General features: G+C 71.5%; 18 protein-coding genes and 1 tRNA gene. 8 read left to right on the plus strand and 11 right to left on the minus strand.

The genetic code is table 11. The annotated features are described in order from the left end of the window. The first annotated feature begins 119 nt into the window (after positions 1-119). Together aztD and ASE15_RS01850 are read left to right on the plus strand one after the other, a co-directional pair. Complete coding sequence (gene aztD / locus ASE15_RS01845) at positions 120-1,409, plus strand: zinc metallochaperone AztD (protein ID WP_056760813.1); 1,290 nt, start codon at positions 120-122, stop codon at positions 1,407-1,409. A gap of 183 nt (positions 1,410-1,592) precedes the next feature. Beyond that, positions 1,593-3,413: an FUSC family protein gene (locus ASE15_RS01850; protein WP_056760816.1), complete on the plus strand. Its 1,821-nt coding sequence runs from the start codon at positions 1,593-1,595 to the stop codon at positions 3,411-3,413. 21 nt (positions 3,414-3,434) lie between these two features. On the opposite strand, the gene ASE15_RS01855 is transcribed toward ASE15_RS01850, so the two are convergent. The 4 genes from ASE15_RS01855 to ASE15_RS01870 form a co-directional block, all read right to left on the minus strand. Next, positions 3,435-3,902, minus strand: coding sequence for an NUDIX domain-containing protein (locus tag ASE15_RS01855; RefSeq protein WP_056644960.1), 468 nt, complete (start codon positions 3,900-3,902; stop codon positions 3,435-3,437). A 10-nt stretch (positions 3,903-3,912) separates the two neighbouring features. Beyond that, positions 3,913-5,118, minus strand: a complete 1,206-nt coding sequence (locus ASE15_RS01860) for a hypothetical protein (protein ID WP_056760817.1) — start codon at positions 5,116-5,118, stop codon at positions 3,913-3,915. 82 nt (positions 5,119-5,200) lie between these two features. Beyond that, positions 5,201-6,034, minus strand: coding sequence for a signal peptidase I (lepB, locus tag ASE15_RS01865; RefSeq protein ID WP_082618101.1), 834 nt, complete (start codon positions 6,032-6,034; stop codon positions 5,201-5,203). 383 nt (positions 6,035-6,417) lie between these two features. Continuing rightward, a tRNA-Ser gene (locus ASE15_RS01870) sits at positions 6,418-6,504 on the minus strand. Positions 6,505-6,743: 239 nt separating this feature from the next. Here ASE15_RS01870 and ASE15_RS01875 point away from each other — a divergent pair. The 3 genes from ASE15_RS01875 to ASE15_RS01885 are packed head-to-tail and all read left to right on the plus strand — an operon-like array spanning position 6,744 to position 10,350. Further along, positions 6,744-7,382, plus strand: coding sequence for a DUF4956 domain-containing protein (locus tag ASE15_RS01875; RefSeq protein WP_056644952.1), 639 nt, complete (start codon positions 6,744-6,746; stop codon positions 7,380-7,382). Next, positions 7,379-8,236 carry a polyphosphate polymerase domain-containing protein gene (locus tag ASE15_RS01880; protein ID WP_056760819.1) on the plus strand — a complete coding sequence of 286 codons (858 nt, stop codon included), beginning with the start codon at positions 7,379-7,381 and terminating at the stop codon, positions 8,234-8,236. The genes ASE15_RS01875 and ASE15_RS01880 overlap by 4 nt, the downstream gene beginning before the upstream one ends. After that, entirely contained in the window at positions 8,236-10,350 is a 2,115-nt protein-coding gene (locus tag ASE15_RS01885) for a carbohydrate-binding domain-containing protein (RefSeq protein ID WP_056760821.1), read from the plus strand. Before ASE15_RS01880 ends, ASE15_RS01885 begins: the two co-directional genes overlap by 1 nt. 174 nt (positions 10,351-10,524) lie before the next feature. Here ASE15_RS01885 and ASE15_RS01890 read toward each other — a convergent pair whose 3' ends face one another. Then, entirely contained in the window at positions 10,525-12,231 is a 1,707-nt protein-coding gene (locus ASE15_RS01890) for a glycosyl hydrolase family 18 protein (RefSeq protein ID WP_056760827.1), read from the minus strand. A 222-nt stretch (positions 12,232-12,453) separates the two neighbouring features. Here ASE15_RS01890 and ASE15_RS01895 point away from each other — a divergent pair, with 222 nt between their 5' ends. Continuing rightward, the gene (locus ASE15_RS01895) at positions 12,454-13,296 is read left to right on the plus strand and encodes an NAD-dependent protein deacetylase (RefSeq protein ID WP_200960493.1); all 843 of its coding nucleotides are present in this window, start codon (positions 12,454-12,456) and stop codon (positions 13,294-13,296) included. A 110-nt stretch (positions 13,297-13,406) separates the two neighbouring features. On the opposite strand, the gene ASE15_RS01900 is transcribed toward ASE15_RS01895, so the two are convergent. Continuing rightward, positions 13,407-14,252, minus strand: coding sequence for a hypothetical protein (locus ASE15_RS01900; protein WP_056644940.1), 846 nt, complete (start codon positions 14,250-14,252; stop codon positions 13,407-13,409). Continuing rightward, complete coding sequence (locus ASE15_RS01905) at positions 14,249-16,507, minus strand: alpha-galactosidase (RefSeq protein WP_082618103.1); 2,259 nt, start codon at positions 16,505-16,507, stop codon at positions 14,249-14,251. The genes ASE15_RS01900 and ASE15_RS01905 overlap by 4 nt, the downstream gene beginning before the upstream one ends. A 93-nt stretch (positions 16,508-16,600) precedes the next feature. Here ASE15_RS01905 and ASE15_RS01910 point away from each other — a divergent pair, with 93 nt between their 5' ends. Beyond that, positions 16,601-17,650, plus strand: coding sequence for a LacI family DNA-binding transcriptional regulator (locus ASE15_RS01910; RefSeq protein WP_056760829.1), 1,050 nt, complete (start codon positions 16,601-16,603; stop codon positions 17,648-17,650). A 14-nt stretch (positions 17,651-17,664) separates the two neighbouring features. Here ASE15_RS01910 and ASE15_RS01915 read toward each other — a convergent pair whose 3' ends face one another. The 4 genes from ASE15_RS01915 to ASE15_RS01930 form a co-directional block, all read right to left on the minus strand. Beyond that, on the minus strand, positions 17,665-19,449 hold the full coding sequence (locus ASE15_RS01915; protein ID WP_056760833.1) for a beta-galactosidase family protein: 1,785 nt from the start codon (positions 19,447-19,449) through the stop codon (positions 17,665-17,667). Between the two features lie 80 nt (positions 19,450-19,529). Next, the gene (locus ASE15_RS01920) at positions 19,530-20,858 is read right to left on the minus strand and encodes a sugar ABC transporter substrate-binding protein (protein ID WP_056644921.1); all 1,329 of its coding nucleotides are present in this window, start codon (positions 20,856-20,858) and stop codon (positions 19,530-19,532) included. Positions 20,859-20,912: 54 nt separating this feature from the next. After that, positions 20,913-21,857 (minus strand): carbohydrate ABC transporter permease, encoded by a 945-nt coding sequence (locus ASE15_RS01925; protein WP_056644919.1) that lies wholly within the window; start codon positions 21,855-21,857, stop codon positions 20,913-20,915. Beyond that, positions 21,854-22,777 carry a carbohydrate ABC transporter permease gene (locus ASE15_RS01930; protein WP_056646506.1) on the minus strand — a complete coding sequence of 308 codons (924 nt, stop codon included), beginning with the start codon at positions 22,775-22,777 and terminating at the stop codon, positions 21,854-21,856. The genes ASE15_RS01925 and ASE15_RS01930 overlap by 4 nt, the downstream gene beginning before the upstream one ends. A 188-nt stretch (positions 22,778-22,965) precedes the next feature. Between ASE15_RS01930 and ASE15_RS01935 the strand changes: the two genes are divergently transcribed. After that, entirely contained in the window at positions 22,966-25,101 is a 2,136-nt protein-coding gene (locus tag ASE15_RS01935) for a DUF5054 domain-containing protein (RefSeq protein ID WP_056760836.1), read from the plus strand. Positions 25,102-25,111 lie beyond the last annotated feature (10 nt).

The following is a 25,111-nucleotide window of genomic DNA, read 5'->3' on the forward strand; positions in this document are numbered from 1 at the left end:
TAGTTGATAATGAGAGCGGTTCTCATTCTCTGCTACGGTGTGCGAGTTCGGCGCGCTCCCTGCGCCGCAGCCCACACCTACCGGAAGGACGGTGGGACCCGCCGGGGTCCCGTGACGCCATGACCAGCACCAGACACCGCCACCTCGCCCTGGGGATCGCCCTCGCCCTGCCCGCCGCCGTGCTCGCCGGCTGCGCCACGGGCGAGGCCTCCCCCGCCGCGACGTCCGACGCGTCCGCACACGAGCACGACGAGCACGACGAGCACGACGAGCACGAGGAGGGCGGCCACGGCACCGAGGCCGCGACCGACACCCCGCGCATCGCCCTGACCTACGACGGCGGGGTCGTCGTCCTCGACGGCACGAGCCTCGAGCAGGTCGCCGACCTCCCGGTCGACGGCTTCACGCGTATCAACCCCGCGGGGGACGAGCGCCACGTGATCGTCTCCGCAGGTGACGCTTTCCGGGTCCTCGACCTCGGCACGTGGGGTGAGCCGCACGGCAACCACTCGCACTTCTACACCTCCGAGCCGGCCTTCACGACGACCGAGTTCGCCGCGAACCACCCCGGCCACGTGGTCCGCCACGCGGGCCGCACGGTCCTGTTCAACGACGGCTCGGGGCTCGTCGAGTCGTTCGACCCGCACGACCTCGCGGACGGCGACCCCGAGACCACGACGTACACGACCCCGTCCCCGCACCACGGCGTCGCGGTCGAGCTCGAGAGCGGCGACCTGCTCGTCACCGACGGCACCGAGGACTCGCGGTCGAGCGTCGTGGTCCTCGACAGCGGTCGCCACGAGGTCGCGCGCACCGACACCTGCCCGGGCGTGCACGGCGAGGCCGTCGCGTCCGACGAGGCCGTGGTCGTGGGCTGCGAGGACGGCGTGGTCGTCTACGCAGGCGGCGAGCTGACCAAGATCGCGTCGCCCGACGCCTACGGCCGGATCGGCAACCAGGCCGGCTCGGACGAGTCGCCCGTGGTCCTGGGCGACTACAAGTCCGACCCGGACGCCGAGCTCGAGCGACCCACCCGTGTCTCGCTCGTCGACACCGTGAGCCGGCAGATCACCCTGGTCGACACGGGCGCGAGCTACACGTTCCGCTCGCTCGGCCGCGGCCCGCACGGCGAGGCGCTCGTCCTGGGGACCGACGGCGCGCTGCGCGTCATCGACCCCGCCTCGGGGGCGGTCACCAGCACCATCGCGGTGATCGACGCGTGGACCGAGCCCGACGACTGGCAGGCCCCGCGCCCCACGCTGTTCGTGCTCGACCACACGGCCTACGTGACGGACCCCGCCACGAAGGCCGTGCACGCGGTCGACGTCGAGTCGGGCAAGGTCTACGCGAGCACCACGCTCGACGTGGTCCCCAACGAGCTGACGGGGGTCTCGGGACTCCCCGAGTGATCGCCTGCCCGACGGCGCCACGCGCCCCGGGCGACCACCTCACCGCGCGAGGTGGTCGCCCGGGGCGCGCTGCGTCGTCGGGCCCCTCCGGGACGGGCGATCGCCTCTTCCGCCCAGGCAGCCCTTGCGCTTCCGCCGTACCGTCGAGGGGTGAACCGCCCGACCGACGTTCGAGGAGGGCCCGTGAAGGGTTCAAACAAGGCCGAGGCGCCCAAGCGTCCCCCGGGCAGCCCGATGCTGATCGTGCTGATGATCATCGTGGTCCTCCCTTCCGTGCTGCTCGCCGACGCGTGGGGAGCCGGCCCGGTGGGGATCATCGGCGGCCTGACGGGCATGTTCGCGCTGGTGGCCTTCATGGGCGGTCCGCTCCGGGCCGACCTCCGCATCGCTGCGGTGATGGGCCCGCTGCTGATCTTCGCAGCAGCCGTCCCGCGCCTGGTGGCCGAGACCTCGCGCCCCGCGGCGATCGCGCTCGTCGTGGTGCTCGTGTTCGTGGCCGCGCTCCTCCCCCTGCTCGGCCCCCGCTTCGGCAACGCGGGGATGGGGCTCGGGATGACCACGGTGTTCGGCTACGGCTACGCACCGATGGGTGGGGCCGATCATCGGCAGGTGATCGCGGCGGCCGTCGCGGGGGTCGCCGTGGCGCTCGTCCTGCGCATCCTGATGGGGATCTCGGACCCGTCCAAGCAGACCCGCGAACAGGTCGCCGCGGTGCTCGTCGCCGACGATCCGAGCAGCGCCACCGCCACCGCGTTCAGCACCTGGCTCAGCGACGGCAGGCAGCGCTGGCTCGCGGACGCGCTCGAGGGGGCCTCGCGCTACCGCCTCGCCCTGCACACGGCACACCTCACCGCGGCGGGCGATCCCGACGACACCGTGCTCCGCGAGCGGGCTCACGAGCTGGCCGAGGAGATGAAGGCCAAGCCCCGGCGGGGCGAGCCCGTCAAGGCACCGTCGCCCTCGCCGGCATCAGCCGTCGCCGAGCCCCCCTTCACCGACGCAGCGCGCGCCCTGGACTCCGTCGAGCAGGCGATCCAGAAGCGCGACACCACCACGGTCACGCTCGATCGGGACCGGCGCCACCAGCTCCAGGACGCGGTGCTGCACCCCGCGGCCAGGCTGCTGTCCATCCAGTTCCGGCACGCGTTCCGCACTGCGCTCGCAGTGCTGCTGATGCTGCTGATCACGTCCGGCCTGGAACGAGGCGACCCCCTGGTCTCGACCGTGCTGCTGACCACCTTCAGCATCCTCCAGGCCAGCTGGAGCGGCACCGTGGCCAAGACGAGGAACAAGATCATCGGTCTGGTCTCCGGCTCGCTCACGGTCGCGGTGGTCCTGCTGGTCGTCCCGTCGCGCTACCTCACCCTGGTCGCGGTCGTCGCCCTGTGCCTGGGGCTGTGGTATATCGTCACCCGCCCGGCGCTGGGCGGCGCGTTCATGGTCGTCGTCAGCGTCGGCTTCAACTCCGTGTCCCGTGACCTGAACGCGGTCGACCTCCTGACGCAGTACGTGGTGCTCACCCTGAGCGCGGTGCTGGTCGGAGTGGTCCTCGGCTTCGCCGTGATCCCGGGCTTCCGGCCCCCACCTCTGCGACGACGTATCGAGACCGCGACCGAGGCCACCGCGACCGCGCTCCGTGCCTCGTCGGAGAGGTCCGGTCCACAGCAGCCTGAGGAGATCGCCCTGCTCCGGGACGCCGTCCGCCTGCAGGACGAGCTGGTGCCCGACCGCGACCGGCTCGACGACAGGCAGCTCGCCGAGCTCGACACGCTGCGCAACGGGTTGCGCGACCTGACCGTCCTGGCCGACGCAGCGCAGCTGAACCGCGGCGAGCTCGACCAGGTCCTCCAGGCGTTGAGCCCCGACGACCCGACGGGCGGGAACGGGGCCGACGGCACGGCCCCCGAGACCTCGGGCGCAGCGTCCTCGACCTTGTGGGACCTGGCCCAGCACGCCGGCTCGGCCGAGCGGTACCTGCTGCGGACGCTGCCGGACCACGCCTGAGCCGGCTCGCACGGTCTCGCCTCAGGACCGGGCGAGCGCCTCCGCGAGGCGGTCGAGCAGCTCGACCTGCCCCGCGACCACGAGCTCGCGCGCCCGCGCGAGCGGCACCCACGCGACCCGGTCGAGCTCCGGGAACGACGCCGTCCGGCCCGACCGCGGCGGCCACTCCATCTCGAACGTGTTGCTCGTCGCGGTGCTCGCGTCGAAGTCGGCGCGGCGCGCCCAGGCACGAACGGTCTTGCCCGCTCGCTGCCTGATCTGCCCCAGGTCGATCTCCGGCCCCTCGGGCGGAGCGGACCCGAGCTCCTCGGTGAACTCGCGGACCGCCGCGGCGTGCGGGTCCTCGTCGGGGTCGTGCTCGCCCTTGGGGATGGTCCAGGCGCGTTCTTCCTTGCGCGCCCACAGCGGACCGCCCATGTGCCCGACGAGCACCTCGACCTCTCCCCCGTCACCGACCCGGTGCAGGAGGAGCCCCGCGCTGCTCGCCACGACCCGCGCCCTACGAGACCGGGGGACGCGCCTGGAGCTCGGCCAGCACCGCCGGGTCCTGGACGTTCATCCAGGCGATGACGTCCTGGTACGTGGCGCAGATGGTCTCGGGCTTGCCGCACGCCTCGAGCATGAAGTCCTTGGCCGCCGGGTTGAACGCGTTGCCGCTCCACTGGTTGAAGTGGTTGGCCACGAGCACGGGCGCACGGTTGCCGTTGAAGGCGACGTCGTACATGTGCCGGTAGGTCTCGAGCACCGCGGCGCGGATCTCGGGGGCACGCTCGGGCTGGTTCTGCGCCTTGTTGAACTTGTACCAGAAGTTGTAGTCCATGGCCATGACGTTGCCGAGCGTCGGAGAGCTCGTCGTCTGCATCCGGAACTCCCACACGCCGTACTCCTGCTTGGGCCACGCGATGCCGCTGCCGGGGATCGACGAGTCGTACGTCTGCCCGTGCGCGGCCCACGCCGGGGCGATCTGGTCCCAGTTGCCCTCGAGGCAGGGCGTCCGGCCGCCCGTGACCTCGGAGGCCGGGATCTCGAGCGGTGGCGTGTCCTGGAGGCCGTTGATCTCCTGCCAGTCGTTCCAGAAGCCGAAGAACTGGTCGAGCTCGCTGTTCCAGTCGGCCGTGGTCCAGTCCGCGCCACCGGGCGGGTTGTCGGCGCAGAAGTGCCCGTTGTAGTGCGTGCCGATCTCGTGGCCCTCCAGGTAGGCAGCGTTGAGGTCGCTCACGAGGGTCGTGACCGTGGCCGCGTCCCCGCCGAACCCCACCGACGCCTTGCCCGGCGCGTGCCCCGGTCCGGTGTAGGCGTCGCGGTGCTCGTCCGTCAGGAGGTAGATGCCCGTGAGGAATCCCGTGAACCGTGCGTCGACCTGGGCCGCCGCCTCACGGAACTCGGTCCACCGGTCGTGCCACCCGGCGCCGTCGAACGAGAAGATGATGAACTGCGGCGGGTTCTCGCCGGGCGCGAGCTTGGTGAGCGGGACGTTCGACGCCGCCCGCGTGGGGGTCGGCGTGGGCGTGGGGGTCGGCTCCTCGGGCGTGGGCTCCTCCGAGGGTGAGACGTCCCCGGTGGGGCGCTCCGCCGTCGGGCCCGGTTCTGTGGGCCCCGGAGATCCTGTGCACCCGGCGACCAGCGCCAGGGCCGCGACCACCGCCCCCGCACCGAGCGCCGCCCGGCGCACCGTTCCGACAGGACGAGCAGAACGCAGTGACACGAAGAGTCCTTCCGAGCGTGGGCCGTCCCACCACGCTAGGGGAGGACGCGGTGCCGCGCTCGGCCTGAGCGGGTGAGTCTGCTCAGGGTTCCGGGACGTCCTCGAAGACGCTCCCCGGGTTGCGCATGAGCGACGCCCGGTCGAGCGGCCACACCTTGGCGACCGCGGTGCCGACGACGTTGTCGATCGGCACGAACCCGTTCCCGGGCTTGTCCGTGTTGTAGCGCGAGTCGCCCGAGTTCTGCCGGTTGTCGCCCAGGACGAACAGCGAGCCCTCGGGCACGACCACGTCGAACTCGATCTCGCTGGGGATCGAGCCCGGCTTGATGTACGTCTCGTCGATCGCGACGCCGTTGACCGAGACGCGGCCCTGCGCGTCGCAGCACGTCACGTGGTCCCCGGGCAGCCCGATGACCCTCTTGATGAGGTGCTCGCCCGCGTCCACCGGACGGATGCCGATGAAGGTCAGGAACGTCTCGCCCGCCTTGACCAGGCCCGTCGACTCCTGCTGCGGCTGGCTCGCGAGCCAGCCGCCCGGGTCCTTGAAGACCACGACGTCGCCACGGTGGATGTCGAGGAAGCGCGGGACGAACCGCGAGGCCAGGACCCTGTCGTCCTTGATGAGGGTGTTCTCCATGGACTCGCTCGGGATGACGAACGGCTGGACCACGAAGGTCTTGATGAGGAACGAGATGACCAGGGCCGCGACGACGATCACGCCGACCTCGCGCGCGAACGACCAGCGGCGGCGAGTCCTCACGGCTGCGCCCGGAGCCGGGGCCCCCGCGGAGCCGTCGCCGGGCTCGCCGCTGGGCGCCTGGCCCTCGGGGAAGACCGACTCGACGTCGGGCGCGCCAGGGAAGGCGCCCGACGGTCTCGGCTGGTCGTCTGGGCGCTCGGCGTCGTTCGAAGTCACGGGGACACTCTTTCACCAATGGGCTCGTGGGGCTGGTCGGTCTCGGCGGTGCCGGCGCCGCGGACGGTGACGGGCCGCTGTCCGGGTGCGGTGCTCACGACTCGCCAGACCTGGCGGGCGCCCGACGGGGTGAGTCCGGAAGCGGCCGGGGTGGGGTGTGTTGTTCGTGCAGCCACCACCATTGTGGTGGCTGCACGAACAACACATCTCACCCCCGGGAGACAGGCAGGGCACAAGCGTCCCGCACGACCGCGAAACCCGAGGCAGGTGGCGCAAGATCGCGGGCCCCGTCAGCGGCACGATCCGCTCCGCCGGCGAGAGCGCCCCAGCCGGGGCACCAACGACGAAGGGCCCCGACCACCGGTCGGGACCCTTCGTACTTGCGGTAGCGGTGAGATTCGAACTCACGGTGGACTTTCACCCACACACGCTTTCGAGGCGTGCTCCTTAGGCCACTCGGACACGCTACCCAGCCGGGAAGTCCCGGCTGCAGAAGGATACCCGCTCGCGGCGCCTGGACCGAATCGGGCACCCCGCGCGCCTGCCGGCACCCGAGGGAGGCGCCGTCGCACGCCCGACGCCGGGCCCGCCGTCGGGCACCGACGCCGCGTCCCGAACTCATATCCCCGGCTACCCCGGGTCATAGGGACCTCACAGGTTCGGACGGCTCACTGGAGGAGCTCACTTCCCCGTCACCTGGAGGTCACCCGTGACCCAGCCCCCACAGCTCGCGCTGTACCTCGTCGACCTGGTCGCCGTGCTCGTCCTGACGTTCGGCCTCTACTTCCCGCGCCACCGGCGCCGCGACCTGGTCGTCGCCTACCTGGGCGTCAACGTGGGTGTCCTCGCGGTCGCCGCGACGCTCGCGAGCAGCACGGTCGGCGCGGGCCTGGGACTCGGCCTCTTCGGTGTCCTGTCGATCATCCGCCTGCGGTCGACCGAGCTGTCGCAGCACGAGGTCGCCTACTACTTCGCCGCCCTCGCCCTGGGTCTCCTGGGCGGGCTCGGCACCAGCGCGGGCTGGCTCGGCGTCGCGGGCAGCGCCCTGATCCTGGTGGTCATGGCGGTCGCGGACCACCCGCGACTCCTGCGCCGCCACCGCAGCCAGGTCATCATGCTCGACCGGGCCTTCCCCGACGAGGTCGGCCTCGTCGCCTACCTCGAACAGCTCCTCGGGGCGCACGTCCACTCGGCCTCGGTCCAGCGCCTCGACCTGGTCAACGACACGACCCTGGTCGACGTCCGCTACGAGGTCGCCCCGGGCGGCGGCGTCATCGCGAGCAGCGACGCCACACCGTCCGCGGCCGCCCTCCCGGGCGGCGCGAGCGCAGGGCAGGTGCCGGCATGACCACGCTCCTGCCCGACGGCGCCACGCCCGACTCCCTCTCCGCACCTCACGCGGGGTTCGCCCCCATCTCGCTCGACGAGCTCGTCGAGTCGGCCTCGCTCCAGACCCGGCTCGACCGCAAGTACGTCCTGCACCGGGCCGAGGCGCGCGCGGTGCTCGCCGACCTGGTCGAGCGGGAGCCGGGCGTGCGGGTCCTCGACATCGACGGCCGCCGCGACTTCGCGTACGAGTCGGTGTACTTCGACACCCCCGATCTCACGAGCTACCACCTGGCGGCCCACCGGCGCCGCCGCCGGTTCAAGGTCCGCACCCGCACCTACCTGGACTCGGGCGAGGTGTGGCTCGAGGTCAAGACGCGCGCGGCCCGTGGGTCGACCGTCAAGGAGCGCGTCGGGCACGAGCCCGACGCCAGGTGCGCGCTCGGCGACGGCCGCCGCTTCGTGTCCGCGACGCTCGACGACGCCGCGATCCCCGCGGCCGCCGACCTGCCGCTCGCGGCCGGGCTCGTGACCCGCTACCAGCGCACCACGCTCTTCCTCCCTGGCGGCGTGCAGGGAGCACCGGCCGCCCGCGCGACGCTCGACAGCGACCTCACGTGGCTGCTCGACGAGGGCACGTCCGCCGGTCGCACCGCGGCGGTCCCCGACCTCGTCGTCGTCGAGACCAAGACCGGGTCGACGCCGTCGTGCCTCGACCACCTCCTCTGGCGCAGCGGCCACCGGCCGCAGCGCATCTCCAAGTACGGCACGGGTCTGGCGGTCCTCCGCCCCGACCTGCCGGGCACGCCGTGGCGGCGCGTCATCCGCCGCTACGTCGAGCCCTCCCTGACCACCTCTCACGACAGGAGCATCTGATGCGACTTCGCAGACCGACCACCGTCACCACCGCGGTCCTGACCGCCACGCTCACCGCCGCCGCGCTCGTCGGCTGCTCGGCCGACGCCGGCGAGAGCACGAGCGCCACCACGAGCGACGCCGCGTCCGCCACCACCGCGTCGTCCGCCGTCGCGGGCCTGACTCCCGAGGAGGCCATGGCCGCGAACGCCGAGCCGCACTCCTCGGGAGCCGACGACGAGGACCTCGCGTGGGACGAGTCCGAGGAGGTCGCGATCTCGCTCGACGGCGACACGGCCCGGGCGGACGGCGACGGCGTGAGCGTGGACGGCTCGACCGTCACGATCACCCAGACCGGCACCTACCGCGTCACGGGGGACCTGACCGACGGGCAGCTCGTCGTGGCCTCGTCGGGCGACGGCGTGGTGCGCCTCGTGCTCGACGGCGCGAGCGTCACGAGCTCGACAACCTCGGCCCTGGTCGTGGACGACGCGGCGAGCGCCGTCGTCGTCCTCGCCGACGGCTCGACGAACCACCTCGAGGCGACGGGGGCGGCTGTCGATGCCGATGGCGACGGCAGCACCGACGAGCCCGACGGCGCCCTGTTCTCCTCCGCCGACCTGACGATCGGCGGCACCGGGTCGCTCGACGTGGTCAGCGCCTCGACCGACGGGATCGTGAGCAAGGACGGCCTGGTGATCGCGGGCGGCGTCCTCGCGGTCGACGCGGCCGACGACGGCGTCCGCGGCAAGGACTACCTGGTCGTGACGGGCGACGCCTCGGTCACGGTCGACGCCGTCGCCGACGGTCTCAAGTCGACCAACGCCGACGACGAGACCATGGGCTACGTCGCGGTCCTCGGCGGCACGGTCGACCTCACGGCGGGCGACGACGGCGTCCAGGCCGAGACCGACGCGATCGTCTCCGACGCGACCGTGACGATCGCCGCCGCCGGGGGCGCGGGCGCCGAGGTGGCCGAGGACGCGTCCGCCAAGGGCATCAAGGGCGACGTGGGGGTCGTGGTCGGCGGCGGCGCCGACGTGCGCGTCGACGCCGCGGACGACGGCCTGCACTCGAACGGCGCGGTGTCCGTCTCCGGTGGGGACATCACGCTCGCCTCGGGCGACGACGGCGTCCACGCCGACGGCGACGTCACCGTCGCGGACGGCAACCTCACGGTCACCGAGTCGGTCGAGGGCCTCGAGGGGGCGACCATCACGCTCGCGGGCGGCGACGTCGACATCACGTCGTCCGACGACGGCGTGAACGCCGCTGGCGGGACGAGCAGCACGTCGGACACCGCGGCGGGCACCACCCAGGACGGCACCGCACCCCAGGGCGCTCCCGCGGGCGACGGCGAGATGCCCGACGACTTCACTCCCCCGGCCGACGGCGAGATGCCGGCCATGCCCGACGGCGCCGCCCCGGGCGACGGTACGGCGGGCGAGCCTCCCGCGATGCCCGACGGCGAGATGCCCGACGGCGCGGCCCCGGGTGGTCAGGCCGGCGGCCAGGGCGGTGTACCGGGAGGCGAGAGCGCCGACACGGGCGACTACTGGCTCAAGATCACGGGCGGCACGCTCGTGGTCGACGCGGGCGGAGACGGCCTCGACAGCAACGGGACGATCGAGATCACGGGCGGCACGACCGTCGTCCAGGGCCCGACGAACGCGGGCAACGGTGCGCTCGACACCGCCGGGGCGTTCACGGTCTCGGGTGGCACGCTGCTCGCCGCGGGCAGCTCGGGCATGGCCGTCGCGCCGGACACCGACTCGTCGCAGGGCTGGGTCGCGGCGAACCTCGACCAGACGGCCGCGGCCGGGACCGTGGTCCACGTCCTGTCCGACGACGGCACGACCCTCGTGTCCTACGAGGTCACCAAGGACACGGAGAACATCGTCTACTCCTCGCCGGAGATCACGACCGGCGCGACGTACGTCGTCCAGGCGGGCGGGACGCTCGGCTCGCCCGACACGACGGGCCTCTCGTCGGACGGCAGCACCGACGGCGCCACGCAGGTCGCGACGGCCACCGCGGGTGAGTTCGCGGGCGGCGGCACGGGAGGCATGGGTGGCGGAGGACGCCGACCCGGTGCCAGCGACGCCACGGGCGAGGCGACGACGAGCGGCACGTGACGCCGTCGGGCACGCGCGTCCGCCGGCCGTAGGCACGGGACGAGCCCGTCACCCGACAGGACGACACGAGAGGGGTGCCGCACCCGACGGTGCGGCACCCCTCTCCCCTGTCATGGAACGGCCCACGACACGGTGCTGCGGTGCAGCGCGGCGGTCAGACCGCCGTCACGCAGGTCATGCCGAGCAGGGCTGACCCGCGTCCCACGCACCCCAGACGTTGCTCCCGGGCACCTCGCCGCGGGTCCACCACTGGGCGGTGTGGTTGACGCCCGCACGGGAGACGACGGCGCCGCCCGTGTAGGTCGCCTCGAGCGAGAACGCCGGGGCGCACTTGACGACCTCGACCACGGGGGCCGTGCCGCACGGGCCGATCTTCTGCCACGGGCTGCCCGAGGTCGCTGCCGGAGCCGTACCGCGGGTCCACCACTTGGCCTTGTACTCGGCGCCGTCGTGCGAGACGACGTCACCCGACGTGTAGACGCCCGAGCCGAACCACGGTGCGGCGCACTGCGCGTCGACCCCGGGTCCGGGCGTCGAGGCGCGCAGGGTCGAGCCGAGCGTCCCGCCGAGCTCGTTCTTGTAGTCACCGCTCAGGTCCCACCACATGGCCCCGCCGTACCCCTGGACCGCGAGCCACTCTGCCTTGGCGTTGACCGATGCCGGGTCGTCGAAGCTCCACCACTGGTCGCCGTCGTAGCGCCACGACGCACCGATCGTCGGGTCGAAGAACGCCTTGCCGAACGTGCGCAGCTCGGCGTAGGTCTTGGTGCCGACGTAGCCCTCGGCGGGCTTCCAGCCCGCGCTGCCGTCCTCGACGCCGTACCAGCCGTGGCCGTACGCCGCGAGGCCCGCGTTGAGCTGCTGGGGGTCCGCCCCGGCGTTCACGTACATGCCCATGGCGCCGTCGAGGCCCAGGCCCCAGTTCTCGGTGCCGTCCGGGTGCAGGTTGCCCTGGTGCCCGGTCTTGTCGGGGACCCAGCCGCCGTGGAAGTCGTAGCCCTGGACGTTGAGGAAGTCGACCGACGCGAAGAAGCGCTTGTCGAGCCAGCCGCCCTGACCCGCGTTCCAGCCGCCGGCCGGCGCGAACGCCGTGAGCAGGTAGTCCTCACCGTCCTGGTCGCCCAGCGCGTCGAGCGAGGAGCGGAACTCCTCCATGAGGAGCAAGAAGTTCTCCTTGTCCTCGGGGCGTGCGTTGGCGGTCTCGCCGCCCGTGACGGGCCACTCCCAGTCGATGTCGATGCCGTCGAAGATGCCGGCCGCAGCACCCGGGCCGCCCTTGTCACCGATCTGGGGCAGGTTGCCCTTGATGTAGATGTCGAGGCACGAGTCGACGAGCCGGGTGCGCCCCTCGGCCGTCGAGGCGGCCTCGGAGAAGTTGTCCGACCAGGTCCAGCCACCCAGCGACACGAGGATCTTGGTGTCCGGGCTGACCTCCTTGAGCTTGCGGAGCTGGTTGAAGTTGCCCGCGAGCGCCTGGCCGGGCTTGTCGGCCTTGCCGTCCACGGAGCTCTTGGCGGGGACGAGGCGCAGGAAGTCGTTCTGCGCGTCACCCTCGCCGGGCTCCTCGGTGATGTCGCACACCAGGTCGGTCGTGACGTTGCCGAACGCGTAGTTGAGGTGGGTCAGGTCCTTGATCGCGCCCGAGGACACGAGGTTCGCGACGTGGAAGTCGCGCGTGACGGGGCTGTCGGCCATGAGGTAGCCGACGCTGCGGTAGCCGTTGATGTCGTCGGGACCTGCGGTCGTCGCAGCGGGCTTGGCAGAAGCGACGGACTGGGTCGCGACGGCCTGGGCAGCGGGGGCCACCAGGACGGATGCCGCGAGCACCGCTGCTGCGGCGATCGCCACCGGCGCGAGCCGGCGCGTGGGTGTGTCTTGCATGAAGGGCCTCGTTGCTCTCCTCCGGGCACGCCCGGAACTTTGTTCGGACGCCTCGCACATTAGCCGTGCTGAGAACCTTTGCCAAGACCCTTAACCAATAAGTTTCCTACTGGTCCCCGAGGCGTCCCTTTTGCCCCGTCAACAGGTGTTTTACACCTCGTCCCACCGAGGCCCGTCCGGGAGGTTCACCCGATCTTCAGGCACGCGTCGTACGCTCGAACGGTGCTACCGGAGACCCCTGCCACGACCCCGACGACCGACGACGTCCTGCACCTCCTGCGCGGCAAGCGGCTGACCGCCCTGACCGGCGCGGGCATCTCGACGGACTCGGGCATCCCCGACTACCGCGGCCCCGACTCTCCCCCGCGCAACCCCATGACGTACCAGCAGTTCGTCGGCGACGAGGCCTTCCGCCGTCACTACTGGGCGCGGAACCACGTCGGCTGGCAGCGCGTGCACCGCACGCACCCCAACGGCGGGCACAAGGCCCTCGTGCGGCTCGAGGAACGCGGCGTCCTCGAGGGGATCATCACGCAGAACGTCGACCTGCTCCACGAGGACGCGGGCTCGCGCAACGTGATCGACCTGCACGGGCGCTACGACCGCGTGATCTGCCTGTCGTGCTCGCGCGTCGTCTCGCGCGAGCACCTGGCCGATCGCCTCACCGAGCTCAACCCGCACTTCCTCGAGAGCATCGGCGACCTCGAGGACGTCGAGACCGCTCCCGACGCCGACGCGGTCATCGAGTCGACCGCGCACTTCGTGCCTGCGGCCTGCGAGTTCTGCGGCGGCATGCTCAAGCCGGAGATCGTGTACTTCGGCGAGAACGTGCCGCGCGAGCGGGTCGAGCGGGCCTACGCCATGGTCGACGCCGCGGACGCGCTGCTCGTCGCGGGCTCGTCGCTGACCGTCATGAGCGGGCTGCGGTTCGTCAAGCACGCCGTGAAGACCGGCAAGCCCGTCGTGATCGTCAACCGCGGCGCGACCCGGGGCGACCCGCTCGCGACGATCAAGCTCGAGGCCGGCGTCTCCGAGACGCTCGAGGAGCTCGCGGACAGGCTCTGACGGGCGTCTCGCGCCGGGAGCTGCGCGTGGGGCCTGCGCCGAGAAGTGAGCAGATGCCCCCGGATCGAGCGATCCAGGGGCATCTGCTCACTTCTCGGCCGGAGGTCCCCTCAGGCGCCGAGCCGGATCGCCACGATGCCCACGACGGCGCAGATCGTCGCCGTGACGCGCCGTGCGCTCAGCGGTTCGCGGAACACGAGGAAGCCGATCGCTCCGGCCGCGAGCACGCCCGTCTCGCGCAGCGCCGAGACGACCGCGAGCGGTGCGATCGACTGCGCCCAGACCACGATCGTGTAGGCCGCGAGCGAGAGGACGCCGCCCAGCACCCCCATCGGTGCGTGCGTGCGCAGCCCTCGGACGAACTCACCCTTGTCCCGTGCCAGGAGCAGGCACGTGAGCGGGATCGAGACCCCCTGGAGCAGGAACAGCCATGCTGCGTAGCTGAGCGGCTCGCCCGAGAGGCGCACCCCGACGCCGTCGAGCACCGAGTACGCCGTGATGGTGAGGCCGACGACGACCGAGATGAGCGTGCCGGTCGCGCTCGCGCGGCCCTTGGGTGCCCACGCGAGCGTGAGCAGCGCCAGCGCGACGACCGCGACACCCCCGAGCTGCGCTGCGGTCATCACCTCCCCGAGGAAGACCGTCGAGACGAGGGTGATGCCGAGCACCGCGATGCCACGGGTGAGGGGGTAGGCGCTCCCGAACTCCGACTTCGCGTACGCGGCCGTGAGCAGCAGGAGGTAGAGCGTCTGGACGGCGGCCGAGACCAGGAGGTACGGCCACGCCGCCCGTTCGGGGAGCGGCAGCACCAGGCAGGCCGCTCCCCCGACCACGAGGTACACGAGCGCGATGAGCGTCGAGGAGACGAGCCGGGCAGGGATCGCCTTGGCGATCGCGTTCCAGGTGCCGTGCAGGACCGCAGCACCGAGGACGACGGCGACGACCGACCCGGTCACTCCGCTCCCCCCGGCACGTCCCCGCCCTCGGAGCCGGCACCGACCGGGCCGGCACCGACAGGGCCGGCGCCGTCGGCCACGCGCACCGCGTGGAGCAGGACGGCCTGCTCGGGCCGGAGCGCGGGCATCACCACGCCCACGGTGGCCAGGACCGCACCGCTCAGCGTGAGCGGGCCGCCGTCCCACCACGGAGCCGGGTCGGCCCCCTGCGGGACGCCTCCCACGAGGACGGGTCCGACGCGGTAGGTCACGTCGCGTCCGAGCCCGGGGAGCCGGATGCGCCCCGGGCTCGCCACCGCGGCGCGCGCGAGAGAGGCGAACGAGTACACGCCCTCCGAGCCGTCGGCCGCCACGACGCCGTGCAGTGCGAGAGAGGCGTCAGGATGGTCGAGGCGCACGACCTCTCCTCCGTGCAGCAGCGCGCGGTGCTCCTTGTGGAACGCGATCCACCCGGCCAGCTCGGCGAGCTCGGCCGCGCTCGCCGCGCGCAGGTCCCACTCGATGCCGAGGTGCCCGAACAGCGCGGTGATCGCCCGGAAGGACAGCGCCTGGACCCTGCCCGTGGTGTGCGAGGCACCCGACGCGACGTGGGCCCCGACGAGCTCGGGGGGCACGAGCTGGCCCGTCCACCGGTTGATCTGCTGACGTTCGAGGGGGTCGTTGTCGTCGGAGGCCCAGACGCGGTCGGTGCGCTCGAGCACCCCGAGGTCGACCCGACCGCCGCCCGAGGAGCACGACTCGATCTCCAGGCCCGGGTAGCGGGACCTCAGCTCGTCCACGAGCCGGTAGAAGGCGAGGGTCTGCTCGTGCACCCCCGGACGCCCGTCGGGCCCGGATCCCGCGTCGACCAGGTCGCGGTTGTGGTCCCACTTGATGTACGCGATGTCGTACTCGTCGAGGATCGCGCACATCGCGTCGCGGACGTGGGCGTAGCACGCGGGGATCCCGAGGTTCAGGACCTGCTGGTGGCGGGCCTCGACCGGCAACCGGCCTCCGGTCGCCATGATCCACTCGGGGTGCGCGCGTGCGAGCTCGGAGTCGACGCTGATCATCTCGGGCTCGAACCACAGCCCGAACTGCAGGCCGAGGCCACGCACGTGGTCGACGAGCGGGTGCAGACCGTCGGGCCACACGTCGGGCGAGACGTACCAGTCCCCCAGGCCCGCGCGGTCGTCGCGCCGCCCGCCGAACCAGCCGTCGTCGAGCACGAAGCGTTCGACGCCGAGCTCGGCCGCACGGTCGGCGAGCTCCCGCAGGGTGTCGAGGTCGTGGTCGAAGTAGACGGCCTCCCACACGTTGAGCGTGACGGGGCGGGGCGAGGTCGGGTGCTGCGGGCGCGAGCGCAGGTACCGGTGCGTGCGCCGTGCCGCGTCGTCCAGGCCTGCCCCGTAGAAGCCGTGGACCCAGGGGCTCGTGTACCGCTCACCGCGGGCGAGGCGCACCTCGCCAGGCAGCAGCAGCTCCCCTCCGCCGATCAGCTGTTCGCCGCCCAGGACCCGCTCGACCTGGTGGACGTGGTTGCCGGACCACCCGGTGTGCACCCCCCAGACCTCGCCGTGACCGAAGCCGAACCCCGGCGTGCCGACCGAGAGCACGGTCGCCGCGTCCAGCCCGGTCCGGCCGCGCCTGCCCTCTCGGCGGTGCGCGCCGACCATCACCGTGCTGCGTTGGGGCGCTCGTTCGCCGCCCCACCGTCCGGCCAGGTCGAGGATCTCGCTCGCCTCGGTCGGGGTGGGCAGGCAGAGCAGCAGCTCGTCCAGCTGGTAGTGCCCCTCGCCCGTGTTCTCGACCTCCGCGCGCAGGCGCACGGTCCCCGCGGCCGACAGCTCGACGGTGAGCGCGAGACTCAGCTCGGCGTCGTCGTCGACGGCCGTGACGACGAGCGTCCCGCTGCCGTGGTCGACGACCGCGAGAGCCGCGGGCGCGAGCAGCTCGCGTCCGTCGAGCAGCGCCGACGTCGTGCGCCAGCGTGGCGACCAGGCCGTGCCCCCGCGCGACCCGCTCAGTCCCGGGCGGCCCATCCAGCCGCGCGTGTGCTCCGGCAGGATCGCGACCCGCACGGGGACGTCGACCTCGCTCGCGCCCACGGGCAGGACCGCGGACCTGCGCACGGCGTCGAAGCCGCGCTCGTCGAGGGGGCCGCAGTCGGCCCCCCAGTGCACGACGGAGGGAAGGGCGCCGTCGGCGAGATCGAGCGCGAGGGCGACGCCGCCGGAGCGCAGGACCAGGCCGTGGACGGGTCGGTCGGTGGTCATCGGGGACCTCTCTTCGGGTGGTCGTACAGGTTCTTGCGAGTTTCAGGACGAGGGAGGACGGAACGGCAGAATTCCGCTATTGTTTGCGCCACCATGACGTCCTCATCGAACACATCGCCGGGCGCCGAGCCCTCGTCCAGGCCGCGCGCGTCGATCAACGACGTCGCCAAGCACGCGGGAGTCTCCGCACAGACCGTCTCGCGCGTCGCGAACGGGCAGACGAACGTCCGGGCCTCGACGCGAGAACGCGTACGCGTCTCGATGCAGGCGCTCGGCTACCGGCCCAACAGCGCTGCTCGCATCCTGAAGTCGGGCCGGTTCCGCAGCATCGGGTTCGTCACCTTCAACCTCGCCACGCTCGGCACCGAGCGCACGCTCAACGCCATCGCCGAGGCCTGCGAGGCCGCCGGCTACACGACCACGCTGCTGCCCGTCGAGGACCCGACGCAGCTCGAGGTCGCGGGCGCCTTCAGCCGGCTCGAGGAGCAGGCCGTCGACGGCATCATCCTCGTGATGTCGGCCGAGCTCGACTCGCTCGACGAGCTGAAGCTCACGGCGGACCTCCCGCTCGTCATCGTCGACTCCGACGCCGAGCTGCCGTACACGATCGTCGACACCGACCAGGAGCAGGGCGCCCGGATCGCGCTCGAGCACCTGCTCGGCCTCGGGCACCGCGACATCGCGCACATCTCCGGACCGGCGACGTCCTTCTCGGCCAAGCGCCGAGCCGCCGCCTACCGCCAGATCATGTCCGACGCCGGGCTCGAGCCGCGCCCGGTGGTCGTCGGCGACTGGACGGCGACCTCGGGGATGGAGCGCATGCGCGACCTCCTCGCCTCCACCCAGCCACCGACGGCCGTGTTCGCGGGCAACGACCAGATGGCGCTCGGAGCCATGCACGCCATCCATGCGCACGGCTGGAAGGTGCCCGACGACGTCAGCGTGGTCGGCTTCGACGACACCGACGACGCGGCCGCGTACTGGCCGGCGCTGACCACCGTGCACCAGAACTTCGACGCCGTGGGCCGGCAGGCGACGGAGCTGCTGCTCTCGATCATCGACGGCGACCCGAACGGTACGCAGAAGGTCCTGGTACCGACGCGTCTCGTGGTCCGCGCGAGCACGGGGCCGGCTCGCGGCTAGCCCCACGGGGATCCTCACGCCTCGGTCGGTCCGAGCTCGGGGCGGGCGACGAGCTGCGCGGTCGCCGTGGCGGCGCCGATCGTCTCGAAGACCAGCACCTCGTTCTCCCCGGCCCGGGTCACGGGCAGCGGGACGTACGAGGTGCGCTGCGGCCCACGGCTCCAGTAGCGGCCGAGGTTCACGCCGTTGACCCACAGGACGCCCTTGCCCCACCCGCGCAGGTCGAGGTGAAGGTCTGCCGGCTCGTCGAGCACGAACGAACCACGCACGAACGCCGGTCCGCAGACCGCCGGGCTCTCGTCCCCGCGCCGACGGGCGTCCGTCCCTGTCCCGTCGCCCGCGCTGGAGAGCGCCTCCCGGATCGGCCCGAGGTCGTCGAGACGGACCTGTCCGGCGACCCACTCCGCGATCTCGACGCCGGCGAGCGTCACCGGGCCCATGAGCCCCTTGGGCTCGCCCAGCCGCGGGCCGTAGTTCACGCCGCCGAGGTTCTCGACGAGGACGGCGATCCGGCCGCCGTCCCCGCGGGGCAAGGGGGTCATCTTCTCGTGGAGCTCACGGTCGAGCGTCCCGACCGGCACGCCGTCGAGGAAGACCTGGGCGCGGTCCCGCACCTCGGTGAACGTGAGGAGCCCTCCGTGCTCGACCGTGGTCGAGTAGCAGGTGAACCCCCGCGTCGAGCCGAGCTCGGTCGCGTCAGGCAGGTGGTCGAAGGTCTGCGCGTCGATGACCGGGACGGACCAGAGCGGCACGGAGCGGTCGAAGCGCACCTCGAGCACCGGCGCGTCGTCCCGCTCCTCGGGGACCTCGTCGGGCACGGGCGCGTACTTCGCGATCACCTCGCGGAAGCGCCAGTACTTCTCGGTCGGGGTGCCGTCCTCGGCGAGCGGTGCGTCGTAGTCGTACGACGTCACGATGGGCCGGTAGGTGCCCTTGTCGTTCGCGCCGTTCGTGAACCCGAAGTTCGTGCCGCCGTGGAACATGTAGATGTTGACCGAGGCTCCCGTCGCGAGCAGCTCGTCGAGCTCGCGCGCCGACTCCTCGGCCGAGGTCGTGTGGTGGATCTCGCCCCAGCTGTCGAACCAGCCGCACCAGAACTCCGAGCACATCAACGGCCCGGTCGACTGATGACGGCGCAGGTCCGCGAGACGCTCGGTCGCGCGCGAACCGAACGAGGCCGTCCGGTGCAGCTCGTCGAGACCGCCGTTCGCGAGCATCTCGTCGGTCGGCTGGTCGACCGTGGTCAACGGCACGTCGATCCCCAGGGCGCGGGTCATCGACGTCAGACGCCGCAGGTACTCGTGATCGGCACCGTAGGCCCCGTACTCGTTCTCGATCTGCACGAGGACGACCGGCCCGCCGTGCTGGACCTGGCGCGGCCCGACGATCGCGTAGACCTTCTCGAGGTACTCGCCGATCGCCTCGATGTACGCGGGATCGCTCGAGCGCAGCGTGATCGCCGGGTCGGCGACGAGCCACCCGGGGAGTCCCCCGTCGTGCCACTCGGCGCAGATGTACGGGCCCGGACGCACGATGGCGCGCATCCCCTCGGCGTGCACGAGGTCGAGGAAGCGGCCGAGGTCGAGCTGTCCAGCGGCGCGGAACTCGCCTCGGACCGGCGCGTGCTCGTTCCACGGCACGTACGTCTCGATCGTGTTCAGCCCCATGAGGCGTGCCTTGCGGATCCGGTCGCCCCACTGGTCGGGGTGCACGCGGAAGTAGTGCAGCGCGCCCGAGAGGACGCGGAAGGGGACGGCGTCGAGAAGGAAGTCCGTCTCACCGATGGCGAAGCTGGGCATGCATCATCCTGTAGGTCGTGGAATGGCCCGCGGGGCGGCCGCCGTGACGGCGACAGCCCCGCGGGATGGTGCGATCGGTGCTACTCGTTGACGCTGAAGCCCTGCTCGTTGCCGAACGCGACGAGCGTCTCCTGCCACTCGAGGAGCGCCGCGTTGAGGTCGCCGTTCGAGCCCAGCGCCTTGCCGACCGAGTCACCGAACACGTTGTTGGCGTAGCCCTGGTACGGCAGGTACTGCCAGTCGGTGACGACCGACGCCGCCGAGGCCGCGCCGACCTGGTTGGCGGGCTGGCCCGCGTAGTTCTCGAACGGGAAGTCGAGGAACTCGGGGTTCGAGAGGTCCGCGACCGTCGAGGGGAAGCCCGTCGTGTTGAGCAGTGCGCGCCCCTCACCGTCGGCGAGGAACTTCAGGACGCCCGCCGCGGCGGCCTTGTTCGCGCTCTGCTCGGTCACGGCCAGTCCGCTGCCGCCGTTCTCGGCCGAGGCCGGCTGACCGTCCCACGACGGGACCGGGGCGACGCGCCACTTGCCCGCGGGACCGTAGTCGTCCATCCCGCTGATCATCCAGGAGCCCATGAGGAGCGTCGCCAGCTTGTCCTGGGTCAGCGCCTTGGACCACTCGTCCGACCAGGTCGAGAGGCCGGAGAGCTCGCCGGCGGTGAGCCGCTCGCCCCAGAAGTCGGCGAACTTCTTGGTGCCCTCGTCCTGCAGGTCGATCGTGACGTTCTCGCCGTCGGTCCGGAACGGCTGACCGCCCGAGGCCCAGATCATGCTGGTGAAGAAGCCCGCGTCACCACTGTTCGCGATGTAGGCCTCGGGGTCCGCCGCGTGGATCGCCTGCGACGCCGCCGCGAACTCGTCCCACGTCGTGGGTGCGGCCGTCACGCCGGCCTTGTCGTACATGTCCTTGTTGTAGATCATGACCATGGGGCCCGAGTCCATAGGGAGCGCGACGAGCTTGTCCTGCACGTTGACGGCGTTCCACGTCGAGGCCGTGAACCCGTCCTCGTACGTGTCGAGACCGTAGCCGTTCAGGTCGGCGAGCGCCTTGCCGAGAGTCAGCTGCGGGAGGGTCTGGTACTCGACCGGTACGAGGTCGGGGGCACCCTTGCCCGCCTTGATCGCGTTCTGCAGCTTGGTGACCACCGCATCCGGGTTCTCGAGCTTGACGACGTCGAACGTGACGTTCGGGTAGGCCTTCGAGATGCCGTCCGCGATCACCTGGGTGTCGTCCGACCAGGTCCACCAGGTGAGCGTGACATCGCCCTCGAGCGCCTTGTCGGTGTCGGTCGAGCCGCTGTCGGTCCCGGCCGTGCCGGTGCTGCAGCCGGCCAGCACTCCGACGAGCAGTGCACCGGTGCCGACGACGGCTCCGAGGCGCTCCCACCGGCGAGTGGAGATTCTCTTCATTGAGGTGATTCCTTTGCGGTTGGTTGTTCGATTTCTGGTACCGGATGAACCGGACTACTTGACGCTCCCGGCAGTCAGCCCCGACTGCCAGTAGCGCTGGAGGTAGAGGAAGGCCGCCGAGATGGGGATGACGGTGAGCAGCGATCCCGTGATGACGAGGTGGGGGATGGCCTGGCCGCCGATCGAGCTCGACTGGGCGGACCACTGCGCCAGTCCGACGGGGAGCGGGTACCACTGCGCGTCGCTCAGCATGATGAGCGGCAGGAAGTAGTTGTTCCAGGTCGCGACGACCGCGAACATCAGCACCGTGATCAGCGCCGGCGCGAGCTGTCGCAGCGCGATCACGAAGAAGATGCGGATCTCCCCGGCACCGTCGAGGCGTGCCGCCTCGAGCAGCTCGTCGGGGATCGCGTCGCGGGCGTACACCCACACGAGGTAGAGGCCGAACGCGCTCACCATCGCCGGGATGATCACCGACCACGGCGTGTTCGTCAGTCCGAGGCCGCTGAAGAGCAGGAACTGCGGGACCGCGAGCGCCGTGCCGGGGATGGCCATCGCGCCGAGGATGATCGCGAACACCCACTTGCGACCGGGGAACTTGTACTTCGCCAGGCCGTAGCCGGCGAGCGTCGCGAGCAGCGTGGCGCCCCCGGCTCCGACGACCACGTAGAACAGCGTGTTCGTGAGCCAGCGCAGGAAGATCCCGTCCTGGTAGGTGAAGGTGTCGGCGATGTTCTGGAACAGGGAGAACTCGCCGCTGAACCAGAACGCGAAGGAGCCGTAGAGGGAGTCCATCGTCTTGGTCGAGTTCACGACGAGCCACCACAGCGGCACGAGGCAGTACAGGACCATGAGCGTCATGAGGACGCCGAGCAGCAGCGAGGGGCGTTTGTGCCGAGGCTTCGGCCTCGCACGGCGCGACTCGTCCCCCGGGATCCGACCGCTGGCGAGACGGCTCGGCGTGCGGCCCTGCCTGCGCCCGGTGCTGACGGCGCTCATGCCCCCGCCCCCTTCTTCTCGCCGCCGAGCTGGACGAGGTAGGCCACTACCATGGTGATGACTCCCGAGATGATCGCGATCGCTGCCGCGTAGTTGAACTGCGAACCGGCGAACGACAGGTTGAAGGCGTAGAGGTTCGGCGTGTAGTAGGACGGGATCGAGTTCGGCGCGAGGGTCTGCAGGATCGACGGCTCGTTGAAGAGCTGGAAGCTGCCGATCACCGAGAAGACGGTGGCGATGACGAGGGCTCCTCGGATCGACGGGAGCTTGATCGAGAAGATCGTGCGGAACGTCCCGGCGCCGTCGATCTCCGCGGCCTCGTAGAGCTCCTGCGGCACGGACTTGAGCGCGGAGAAGAAGATGAGCATGTTGTAGCCCACGAACTCCCACGTGACGATGTTGCCGATCGAGACCAGGATCAGGTTCGTCGCGAGCGGCGACGGGAGCTCGACCCCGAAGAAGTGGTTCAGGTCGGCGACGAGGCCGAACTGCGAGCCGTACATGTAGCCCCAGATCATCACCGCGACCACCCCGGGCACGGCGTAGGGCAGGAAGATCGACAGCCGGTAGAACGGCACCCAGCGCAGTCGGGCGCTGTCGAGGGCGAGGGCTGCGAACAGCGCCAGCAGGAGCATGATCGGCACCTGCACGAGCAGGAAGATCGCGACCCTGCCCATGGCTTCCCAGAACTTCGGGTCGGTCAGGGCCTGTGCGTAGTTCTCCACCCCCACGAACGAGTTGCCACCCATCAGCGTCTCGCGGAAGAGGCTGAGATAGATCGCGTAGAACAACGGCGCGAGGAAGACGAGCGCGAAGACCAGCATGAACGGTCCGACGAACCACCAGCCGGCCCAGTCCCGGCGGACGCGCCGCCGTGGAGGTGCTGTGGTTCTTGCCGTCGGCACGTGCACGGAGGTCACGGTCGACGGCTCGACCGGTCCCTGCGCCAGAGCGATGTGCGCTCTGGCGCCCACATCTTGAACGGATGACTTCTTCGACATGCGCGGCCGCACTCCTTCGTGGGTGTTTGCGTTACCAGGAAGATAGTGGGACCTAGTATGTTTACGCAAACAGCATGGAGCCACCGCACGTCACGAAGGAGTAACGAATGCTGGCGACCCCCCTCGCCCAACCGGGCACCAGACCCCCGGCCGACGGACCGATCACCACCGTCCACGTCGTCTTCAAGACCCACCTCGACCTGGGGTTCACCGACACCGCCGCGAACGTCACCGATCGGTACGTCCACGAGTACCTGCCGCGCGCCATCGCGCTGGCCGAGGAGCTCGTGCGCAGGGGCGGGGCGGCCCGCTTCGTCTGGACCACCGGTTCCTGGCTGATCCACGAGGCGCTCCGGCTCGGCGACGCCGACGGACGAGCAGCCCTGGAACGAGCGATCCGGGCCGGTCACGTGACCTGGCACGGGCTCCCGATGACGACCCACACCGAGCTCATGGACGCCGGCCTCGTCGAGCACGGCATCGCGATCGGCCGGTCGCTCGACGCCCGCTTCGGCCACTGCACCCGAGCAGCGAAGATGACCGACGTCCCCGGCCACACGATCGGCCTCGTCCCCTTCCTCGCCCGCGGCGGGCTCGACTTCCTGCACCTGGGCGTCAACGGGGCCTCCGCGGTGCCCGAGGTGCCGGAGTTCTTCGTCTGGCGCGCTCCCGACGGCAGCGAGGTGGTCGTCAACTACGCGCGGAGCTACGGGGCGACCGAGCTGGGTGTGGCCGTCGTGCCCGGCGGCACCGAGGCCCTTCACCTCGCGCACACGGGCGACAACTTCGGACCGCCGCCCGTCGACGAGGTCGAGGCGCTGTTCGCCGAGCTCCAGGCCGCGTACCCGGGCGCCCGGGTGATCGCCTCGACGCTCGACGCCTTCAGCCGGGAGGCGGTCGCGGCCCGCGCGACCCTGCCGGTGCTCGAGCAGGAGATCGGCGACTCCTGGATCCACGGCGTCGCGAGCGATCCCGTGCTGACCGCACGGCTGCGGGCGCTGCTGCGGCTGCGCACCGAGTGGGTCGCCTCGGGCGCGCTCGTACCGGGCACCCAGGAGTGCGACGCGTTCAGCGACGGGCTGCTGCTCGTGCCCGAGCACACCTGGGGCGAGGACCTCAAGACCTACCTGCCCGACTACGTGAGCTACGAGAAGGCCGACTTCGAGCGCGCCCGCGCGGCAGACGTCGTCGACCCGTCCGGGAACCCGGCCGCGTTCGACGAGTACGCCTGGGCGTACACCGAGCACCCGAGCCCGCAGGGCCTCGCCTACTCGGCGTTCGAACGCTCGTGGGCCGAGCAGCGGGCCCACGTCGACCGCGCGCTCGCCGCGCTCTCGCCCGAGCGCCGGGCCGAGGCCGAGGCCGCGATCGCCGAGACCCGCCCGGCCCCCGGCACGGGTACGGGGTCGAGCGGGACGCCCGTCGACCTCGACGCCACGCTCGACGTCGGCGCCTACCGGGTCCGCTTCGGCCCCGACGGCTCGCTCGTCTCCCTCGTCGACCCCGCGGGGACGGACTGGGCGGGACCCGAGCACCCGCTCGCGGCCTACCGCTACGAGACGTTCGACGAGCGCGACGAGGCCCGGTGGATGCGCGAGTACTGCCGCGACATGGACGAGAACGCCCTGTGGGCGGTGCCCGACCAGTCGAAGCCCGGCCTCGCGATCGCCGAGAGGCTGCCGGCCACGACCTTCGCCCCGCGCGTCGTGGCGGGCGAACGCTCGGCCGACGGCACGGGCACGGTCGTGACGCTGCAGCTCGCCCTGCCCGACGCGGCGTGCGACACGTGGGGAGGGCCACGCGACATCCGGTTGACGTACCGCTTCCCGGGCGATCCAGGACCGGTCGGCATCACCCTCGACCTGCGCGGCAAGGATGCCTCCCGTCTCCCCGAGGCAGGGTGGTTGGGCTTCCGCCCGCGCACCGAGCCTGGCGACTGGCGGCTGACCAAGATCGACACGCCGGTCGACCCGCGGTCGGTCGTGCGCAACGGCAACCGCAGCCTGCACGCCGTGGCCGAGGTCACCCACACAGCGGCGCGGACCTTCTCGCTGCGCCCGCTCGACGCGGCGCTCGTCGCGGTCGGGCGCCCCGCGCTGCTCCGTTTCGACAACTCCCTGCCCGATCCCGACGAAGGACTTCACGTGAACCTGCACAACAACGTCTGGGGGACGAACTTCACCATGTGGTTCGACGACGACCTGCGCTTCCGCTTCGTGCTCACCCTCGGGGACGCACGATGACCGGCGCGCT

It is taken from the genome of Oerskovia sp. Root22 (genome assembly GCF_001429135.1).
Lineage (GTDB): Bacteria > Actinomycetota > Actinomycetes > Actinomycetales > Cellulomonadaceae > Oerskovia > Oerskovia enterophila.